The organism is Streptomyces sp. YIM 98790 (genome assembly GCF_011421595.1).
Lineage (GTDB): Bacteria > Actinomycetota > Actinomycetes > Streptomycetales > Streptomycetaceae > Streptomyces.
This window is the reverse complement of sequence record NZ_WTLH01000230.1, coordinates 1-8,087: the sequence shown is the minus strand read 5'-3', so window position 1 is coordinate 8,087 and position 8,087 is coordinate 1. Positions and strand designations below refer to the sequence as shown.

Annotated in this window: 7 protein-coding genes and 1 riboswitch; of the genes, 6 read left to right on the top strand and 1 reads right to left on the bottom strand. The window is 76.3% G+C overall.

What is annotated here, in order from left to right; all coding sequences use genetic code 11:
• Nucleotides 1-17 precede the first annotated feature (17 nt).
• Nucleotides 18-1,250: an FAD-dependent oxidoreductase gene (locus GQS09_RS25120; protein ID WP_313896327.1), complete on the bottom strand. Its 1,233-nt coding sequence runs from the start codon at nucleotides 1,248-1,250 to the stop codon at nucleotides 18-20.
• Between the two features lie 126 nt (nucleotides 1,251-1,376).
• Nucleotides 1,377-1,490, top strand: a riboswitch (TPP riboswitch).
• Between GQS09_RS25120 and thiO the strand changes: the two genes are divergently transcribed.
• From thiO to GQS09_RS25085, 6 genes are all read left to right on the top strand, one after another.
• Complete coding sequence (thiO, locus tag GQS09_RS25115) at nucleotides 1,485-2,669, top strand: glycine oxidase ThiO (protein WP_165989849.1); 1,185 nt, start codon at nucleotides 1,485-1,487, stop codon at nucleotides 2,667-2,669. (Overlaps the previous riboswitch by 6 nt.)
• A gap of 68 nt (nucleotides 2,670-2,737) precedes the next feature.
• Nucleotides 2,738-2,944, top strand: coding sequence for a sulfur carrier protein ThiS (thiS, locus tag GQS09_RS29975; protein ID WP_165989850.1), 207 nt, complete (start codon nucleotides 2,738-2,740; stop codon nucleotides 2,942-2,944).
• A gap of 255 nt (nucleotides 2,945-3,199) precedes the next feature.
• On the top strand, nucleotides 3,200-3,949 hold the full coding sequence (locus GQS09_RS25105) for a thiazole synthase (protein ID WP_243761765.1): 750 nt from the start codon (nucleotides 3,200-3,202) through the stop codon (nucleotides 3,947-3,949).
• Between the two features lie 220 nt (nucleotides 3,950-4,169).
• On the top strand, nucleotides 4,170-5,450 hold the full coding sequence (locus tag GQS09_RS25100) for a DUF4190 domain-containing protein (protein WP_165989847.1): 1,281 nt from the start codon (nucleotides 4,170-4,172) through the stop codon (nucleotides 5,448-5,450).
• 358 nt (nucleotides 5,451-5,808) lie between these two features.
• Nucleotides 5,809-6,762 carry a DUF4190 domain-containing protein gene (locus tag GQS09_RS25090; RefSeq protein ID WP_165989846.1) on the top strand — a complete coding sequence of 318 codons (954 nt, stop codon included), beginning with the start codon at nucleotides 5,809-5,811 and terminating at the stop codon, nucleotides 6,760-6,762.
• A 197-nt stretch (nucleotides 6,763-6,959) separates the two neighbouring features.
• The coding region (locus GQS09_RS25085) for a protein kinase domain-containing protein (protein ID WP_165989845.1) at nucleotides 6,960-8,087 on the top strand (1,128 nt) is incomplete at its 3' end.

The following is an 8,087-nucleotide window of genomic DNA, read 5'->3' as shown; positions in this document are numbered from 1 at the left end:
CCGGCCCCGGCGGCGCGTCAGCGGCGGACGGCGGACTTCAGCGGCACGGCCGGATCGGCGGCCAGGGCCGCGTCGAGCGGGGTGCCCCGCTCGATCAGCCGCCGCCCCTGGGCGCTGTCGCGCGGCCGGTCCACGGCCAGCAGCGCGGCCAGCCGCCCCGCGCGCAGCCAGCACACCGTCCAGCCCTCGGTGCCCTCCGGGTCGCCGCGCCACAGCAGCAGGTCCGCGTCGCCGTGGTGTCCGGCGTACTGCACCGTCCGGCCGAACTGGTCGGACCAGAAGTACGGCACCGGATCGTGGGTGGCGGGCCGGCCGAGGATGCCGGCCGCCACGGTGCGCGGGCCGTGGAGCGCGTTGTCCCAGTGGTGCACCATCATCCGCCGGCCGTGGCGCGCGGAGGGGTAGGAGGCGCAGTCGCCCACCGCCCACACGTCCGGCACTCCGGCCCGCAGCGCGGCATCGGCCCGTACCGAGCCGTCCGCGGGGTCGAGCGGCACCCCGGAGCCGGCCAGCCAGCCGGTGGCCGGGCGGGCGCCGATGCCGATCAGCACGGCGTCGGCGGCCAGCACCGTGCCGTCGGCCAGTTCGACCGCGCCGGTGCGGACGGCGGCGACCGGGGAGCCGGTGCGCAGTCCGGCGCCGGCCTCCGCGTACCAGCGGCGCATCGGCGCGGTGACCTCGGCGGGCAGCGCGCCGGCGAGCACATGGCCGGCGGCCTCCACCACGGTGACCGGGCATCCGGCGGCCCGGGCGGCGGTGGTCAGCTCGGCGCCGATCCAGCCGGCGCCGACCACGGCGAGGGAACCGCCGGCGGCCAGCACCTTGCGCAGCGCCAGGGCGTCGTCCAGGGTGCGCAGCACGTGGACGCCGGCCAGGTCCCGGGCGCCCGGCAGGGTCACGGCCCGGGCGCCGGTGGCCAGCACCAGCCGGCCGTAGCGCAGCGGCCCGGCGTCGGTGTGCAGCAGGCGGGCGGCCGGGTCCAGGCCGGTGGCGGTGCGGCCCGGGAGCAGGGTGATGTCCAGGGCCCGGTAGTCGATGTCCAGTGTGCTGCCGTCGGCCTGGCCCTGCATCACCTCCTTGGACAGCGGCGGCCGGTCGTAGGGCCGGTGCGGCTCGCTGCCCAGCAGCGTGACCGGGCCGTCCCAGCCCTGCTCGCGCAGTTCCACGGCCGTCCGGGCGCCCGCCAGCCCGGCACCCGCGATCACCACTCCGCCCCGTGCCGCGTCCTGTGTCGCCTCTCCCGTGCTCACGCCGGCAAGCCTAGGCGGTCCCCGCACCCGGGCCGGGTGCCGGGGAAGGCCGACGGCGGGACAGCGCTTCGCGGGGCCGTCGGCGCACCCCGGCGCCGGGGTGGTACTAGGCTGGCCACGACGTACTACCGCGCTCACGGGAGCCCGGACGCACCGGGCTGAGAGGGAGGCTGACGCGGCCTCCGACCGCAGGAACCTGATCCGGGTCATGCCGGCGAAGGGAGGAGGAGGTCCATGACGCCCGCGATTCCGGCCCCGGTCCCCGGCGGTACCGCCGCCGGGGATGTCCTGGTCATCGGCGGCGGGGTGATCGGCCTGGTCACCGCCTGGCGGGCGGCCCAGCGCGGCCTGCGGGTGACGGTTGCCGACCCGTCGCCGGGCGGCGGCGCCGCGCAGGTCGCGGCCGGCATGCTGGCCGCCGTCACCGAGCTGCACTACGGCGAGGAGGCGCTGCTGGAGCTCAATCTGGCCTCGGCACGCGCCTATCCGGACTTCGCCGCCGAACTGTCCGAGGTCTCCGGCCAGGACATCGGCTACCGGGCCTGCGGCACCCTGGCGGTGGCGCTGGACGCCGACGACCGGGCGCAGCTGCGCGAACTGCACGCCCTGCAGCAGCGCTGCGGCCTGCAGTCGCAGTGGCTGACCGGCCGGGAGTGCCGCCGCCTGGAGCCGATGCTGGCGCCCGGGGTGCGCGGCGGCCTGCGGGTGGACGGCGACCACCAGGCCGATCCGCGGCTGCTGACCGCGGCGCTGCTCACCGCCTGCCGGCGGACCGGGGTGGAGTTCCGGCGGAGCCGGGCGGAACGGCTGCTGTGCTCGGCGGGCGGCGGACGGGCCACCGGCGTGGAACTGGCGGACGGCACCCGGCTGTCCGCGGACCGGCTGGTGCTGGCCGGCGGCAGCCGCAGCGGCTCGCTGGCCGGGCTGCCCGAGGAGCTGAGGCCGGCGGTGCGCCCGGTCAAGGGCCAGGTGGTGCGGGTGCGCATGCCGGAGATCCGGCCGCCGTTCCTGTCCCGCACGGTGCGCGCGGTGGTGCGCGGCAGCTTCGTCTATCTGGTGCCCCGGCTCTCCGGGGAGCTGGTGATCGGCGCCACCTCCGAGGAGCAGGGCTGGGACACCACGGTGACCGCCGGCGGGGTCTACCAGCTGCTGCGGGACGCCCACGAGCTGGTGCCCGGCCTGACCGAACTCCCGCTGACCGAGACCCGGGCCGGGCTGCGGCCGGGCACCCCGGACAACGCGCCGCTGCTGGGCCCGAGCGGGCTCGACGGCCTGCTGCTGGCCACCGGGCACTACCGCAACGGCATCCTGCTCGCGCCGGTCACCGGGGAGATCCTGGCCGGGCTGCTGACCGGCGGCGAACTCCCGGAGCGCTGGCGGCCGTTCAGCCCGCTGCGGTTCGCGGGGGTGCCGGCGTGAGCGGCGGCCCGGAGCGTGACGAGCGAGCGGCGGCAGCGGCTCCCGGGCCGGCGCCCGGCCCGGTCACGGTGCCGGTCACGGTCTCGGTCAACGGCGAGCCGCGCCGGCTGCCGCCGGGCACCTCGCTGGCCGAGCTGGTCGCGGAGCTGACCACGGCCCGCGGCGGCGTGGCCGCCGCCGTGAACGAGACGGTGATCCCACGAGCGGACTGGTCCGCGACGGCCCTGGCCGAGGGCGACCGGATCGAGGTCCTCACCGCGGTACAAGGAGGCTGACCCATGACCACCGACCCCGGTNGCGACCGGATCGAGGTCCTCACCGCGGTACAAGGAGGCTGACCCATGACCACCGACCCCGGTCCGCACACCGTTTCCGGTTCCTCCCCCTCCCCCTCCCCCTCCGCCGCCCCCTCTCCGCCTCCTCGTCCCCCCGCCGCCCGCCCCGCGGAGCCGGAGCACCCCACCGGGGCCCGGGAGGATGACGACGACGCCCTGGTGCTGGGCCGGTACCGGTTCCGGTCCCGGCTCATCATGGGCACCGGCGGCGCGCCCAGCCCGGAGACGCTCCGCGAGGCGCTTGCCGCCTCGGGCACCGAGCTCACCACGGTGGCGATGCGCAGGGTGGAGCCCGGGGTCCGCGGCTCGGTGCTGTCCGTGCTGCAGGACCTGGGCATCGCGGTCCTGCCCAACACGGCCGGCTGTTTCACCGCAGGGGAGGCGGTGCTGACCGCCCGGCTGGCCCGGGAGGCGCTCGGCACCGACCTGGTCAAGCTGGAGGTCATCGCCGACGAGCGCACCCTGCTGCCGGATCCGGTGGCCACCCTGGAGGCCGCCGAGACCCTGGTGGACGAGGGTTTCACCGTGCTGCCCTACACCAATGACGACCCGGTGCTGGCACTGCGTCTCCAGGAGGCGGGCTGCGCCGCGGTGATGCCGCTCGGTTCGCCCATCGGCTCCGGGCTGGGCATCCGCAATCCGCACAACTTCCAGCTGATCACCGAGCGGCTCCGGGTCCCGGTGATCCTGGACGCGGGCGCGGGCACCGCGTCGGACGCCGCCCAGGCCATGGAGCTGGGCTGCGCGGGCGTGATGCTGGCCTCGGCGGTGACCCGGGCCCGGCGTCCGGTGGTGATGGCACGGGCGATGCGGCACGCGGTGACCGCCGGGCGGCTGGCCGCGCTGGCCGGACGCATCCCGCGCCGGCATTTCGCGCTGGCCTCCTCCCCGCTCGACGGGCGGGCGGAACTCGATCCGGAGCGGCCCGCGTTCACCGGCCACTGAGCCGTCCCGGAACGGCGGGCGGGACGGCCCGCGGGGCGGGACGCGGACCGGCTCCGGGACCGCTCCCCGTCCCGGAACGGTCGTGTCATAACATGGCCGCTCCATCGGAGGATTCCGCCACGCCCGGCCGTGGCGGTCCGGCCCCGGAACGGCGGCGCGGCACACCGCCGCCGCCACGGCCCGGGGGTCACCCGACGGTGACGAGACAAGGAGAAGGACCGTGACCACCCCGCCGTCGCAGCCGCCCGGTTCGCAGCCGCCGTGGCCGCCGCAGCAGCCGGGCGAGCCCGGTCCCCCTGGCACACCCGCCCCGCAGCCCGGTCCGTACCCGGCCCCCGGCGCCGCCGGGTACGGCCACCCCCGGCCGGGCCCGCCCGGCCCGCCGCCGTACCCGGGGCAGCCCGGCCCGCCGCCCTGGGGGATGCCGCCGGAGCCGCAGAAGACCAACGGCCTGGCCGTCGGCTCGCTGGTGGCGGCGGTGCTGTTCATGATTCCGGTGGCGCTGATCCTGGGCATCATCGCGCTGGTGCAGCTCAACAGCCGTCCGGGGCGCGGCAAGGGGCTGGCGGTGGCGGGTGTGGTGCTCGCCTCGCTGGAGCTGGTGGTGCTGTCGGTGGCCGTCCCGGTGGCGCTGTTCGCCTCCGACGAGGGCCGGCCCACCGCGTCGTCGCCGGAGGAACGCGAGTCCGGCCGGCAGAAGGACGGCGGGGACAGCGGCGGCGGGGAGAACGGGCCCGGCGACGGCAGGAAGCCGGCCGAGGGCGAGACCATCCAGGTCTTCGACCTGAGCGTGGGCGACTGCTTCGAGTCCGGCAAGCTGGAGGACTTCGCCGAGGAGGAGGGCGGCGAGCAGACCACCGTCACCCTGGTCTCCTGCGAGGACCCGCACGAATCGGAGGTCTTCGGCAGCCTGGAGGTGGAGGGGTACACCGAGTTCCCCGGCGACGAGGTCATGGCGGAGATCGCCAGCACCGAGTGCGCCGCGCTGATGCAGCCGTATGTGATCGACACCTGGGCGCAGCCGCTGGACATGTACTTCTTCCACCCCGTCAAGCAGGGCTGGCGGTTCGGCGACCGCGAGGTGCTGTGCTTCTTCGCGGGCACCGGCGGCAGCGAGCTGACCGGTTCGGTACGGGCCGACGCCACCGGCTACGACGCCCGGCAGCTGCGTTTCCTGGAGCTGACCGCGCCGGTGGAGGCCACCTGGGTCGCCGAGCCGGTGGCCGAGGACCACACCCTGCACCAGGAGTGGGCCGGGCGGCTGGCCGAGGAGATGGAGCAGTACGCGGCGGCACTGCGGGCGGAGAGCTGGGACCCGGAGGTCGCCGGTCTGGTCACGGCGCTGGCCGACGTCCGGGAGGAGTCCGCCCGGCAGTGGCGCCGGGCCGCCGCCGCGGGCGAGGACACGTACCCGCAGCACTACGACGAGGGCGCGGCGGCCTACGGCTTCGAGGAGGAGTTCGCGGTCCGCGAGGCGCTGCAGCTGGCCACCGGCGAGTAACGCCGCCCGCGGCACCCGGATCGCACTGATATACGATCCGGCCACCGGCCAAGTCGTCAGCGGTGAGCAGCGTGAGGACAGCGTGACAACACCACCCCCTTCCGGTCCCCCGGAGCCCGACCCGTGGCAGCAGCCCGGCGCGCCGCAGCCGGAGGGCCGGGGATTCCCGCCCGGCCCTCCGCCGCCCGGACAGCCGGGGCAGCCGCTCCCGCCGGGGCAGCCGGGCCCGCAGGGGCTGCCGCAGTATCCGGGCCAGCCCGGCCCCGGCCCCGGCCCCGGGGCACCGTACGGCACTCTGCCGGGCCATCCGCAGGGCCCGTGGCCCGTGGCGCCGCCGCCGCGGCCGCCCCTGAACGGCATGGCGGTCGCCTCGGTGGCCACCCTGGCCACCTGCCTGGCCCCGGTCTCGCTGATCCTGGGCATCGTGGCGCTGGTGCAGATCCGCCGGCACGGCCACCGGGGCCGGGGCATGGCGGTCACCGGCGTGACGGTCTCCTCCCTGGCGATGGTCCTGATCGGCGCGGGCATCACCGCGGCCGTCCTGAGCGACGAGCGCAGCGTGGACGCCATAGAGGCCGGCGACTGCTTCGACTCCTCCGCCGAGCCGGGCGGCACCGAGTACTCGGTGAAGGTGATCCCGTGCGACGAGCCGCACAACGCCGAGGCGTTCGGCGAGGCCCGCTCCGCCTACACCGGGGACTACCCGGGCGAGGAACTGCTCCAGCTGGAGGCGGGCCGGGAGTGCGCCAAGCTGCTCCAGCCCTATGTGCTGGACATCTGGGGCCTGTCGGAGGAACTCTGGCCCTCCTACTACTACCCGCAGCGGGACTCCTGGGAGGAGCTGGACGACCGCCGCTTCCTGTGCTTCCTGTACTCCGAGGGCGGCTCGCTGGAGTCCTCGCTGCGCGGTGACGCGTCCGGCTACACCGACGAGCAGCTGCGCTACCTGGAGCTGAGCGGGCCGCTGACCGCCGCCTGGATGTCCGAGCCGCCGCAGGAGGCGGAGCTGGAGGACTTCACCGCCTGGGCCGAGGAGATGGCCCGGCTGTCGCGGCAGCAGTCCGACCGGCTGGAGGAGGAGCCGTGGCGGACGGAGGGCGCCGCCGAGCTGGCCGCCTCGCTGGCCGCGGCCCGCTGGGCGAGCGCCGAGCACTGGGAGCGGGCCGCCTCGGCCACCGACTGGGACCTGTTCCAGGAGCACTACGACTCCGGCTACGCGGCCTTCGGCTACGAGGAGGAGGCCGCGCTGCGCGAGGCGCTGGAGCTGGCCACCGGCGGCACCGGGCCGGACGGCCCCGGCCTGGACGCCTGACCGCGGTGTGCCGGGGCGCGCGCCCCGGCACACCGCCGCGCAACTGGTCCACGCACCGGGCCCCCGCACCGGGCCCCCGCACCGGGCCCGCGCACCCTCGCCCGCCCGGCCATCCCTTCGTCACCGTTCCGCAGCAGTCGGGGCACGGTGTGCTCCGCCGGGGCGGCCCTGTCCGCCGCGGCTCGTAGACTTCGCCTGTGGACATGACCCTCCAGGATCCGCTCATCGGCCATGTGGTCGACGGCCGTTACCGCGTCGACGCGCGCGTCGCCGTGGGCGGCATGGCCACCGTCTACCGCGCGCTGGACATGCGGCTGGACCGTGTGCTCGCCCTGAAGGTCATGCACCCCGCCCTGGCCACCGACGCCGCCTTCGTCGAGCGGTTCATCCGGGAGGCCAAGGCGGCCGCCCGTCTGGACCACCCCAACATCGTCGGCGTCACCGACCAGGGCATGGACGGCGGCTATGTCTATCTGGCCATGGAGTACGTGGCCGGCTGCACCCTGCGGGACGTCCTCCGGGAGAGCGGCGCGCTCCGGCCCCGTGCGGTGCTGGACATCCTGGAGCCGGTGCTGGCCGGCCTCGGCGCCGCCCACCGCGGCGGTCTGGTGCACCGGGACGTCAAGCCGGAGAACGTCCTGATCGGCGACGACGGCCGGGTGAAGATCGCCGACTTCGGCCTGGTGCGCGGGGTGGACGGCCAGACCTCCGCCACCACCGGCGCCTTGCTGGGCACGGTCTCCTATCTGGCCCCCGAGCAGATCCAGAACGGCATCGCCGGCCCCTTCACCGATGTGTACGCCTGCGGGGTCATGCTCTACGAGATGCTCACCGGCACCAAGCCGCACCGGGGGGACTCCCCGGCGCAGGTCCTGCTGGCCCGTGTGCAGTCGGAGATGCCGCTGCCCTCGGCCGCGGTCTCCGGGCTGCCCCAGGAGCTGGACGGCCTGGTGGCACAGGCCGCGGCCCGCGATCCGCAGGCGCGCCCGGCCGATGCCGCGGTGTTCCTGTCCCTGGTCCGTACGGTGCGCGCCCGGCTGACCGACGCCCAGCTGGACGCCTCCCCGTACCCGGCGGGGGCCCCGGCCGGGCCCACCGCCCTGGACCGGGTCGCCGGCTCCGCCGGCCGGCCCGACGGCACCGCGGACGGCGGGACGGGCGGGACGGGCGTCGGCCCCGACGAGGTGACCAGTGTGGTGCCGCTGCCGGCCGGGGTGGCACCGCCCGCCGAGGCGCCCATGGAGCGCACGGCCGTGATCGAACTGGAGGCCGGCCGGATTCCCGGGGCGGCACCGCCGGCGGCACCGCCCGGCGGCGCGCCGCAC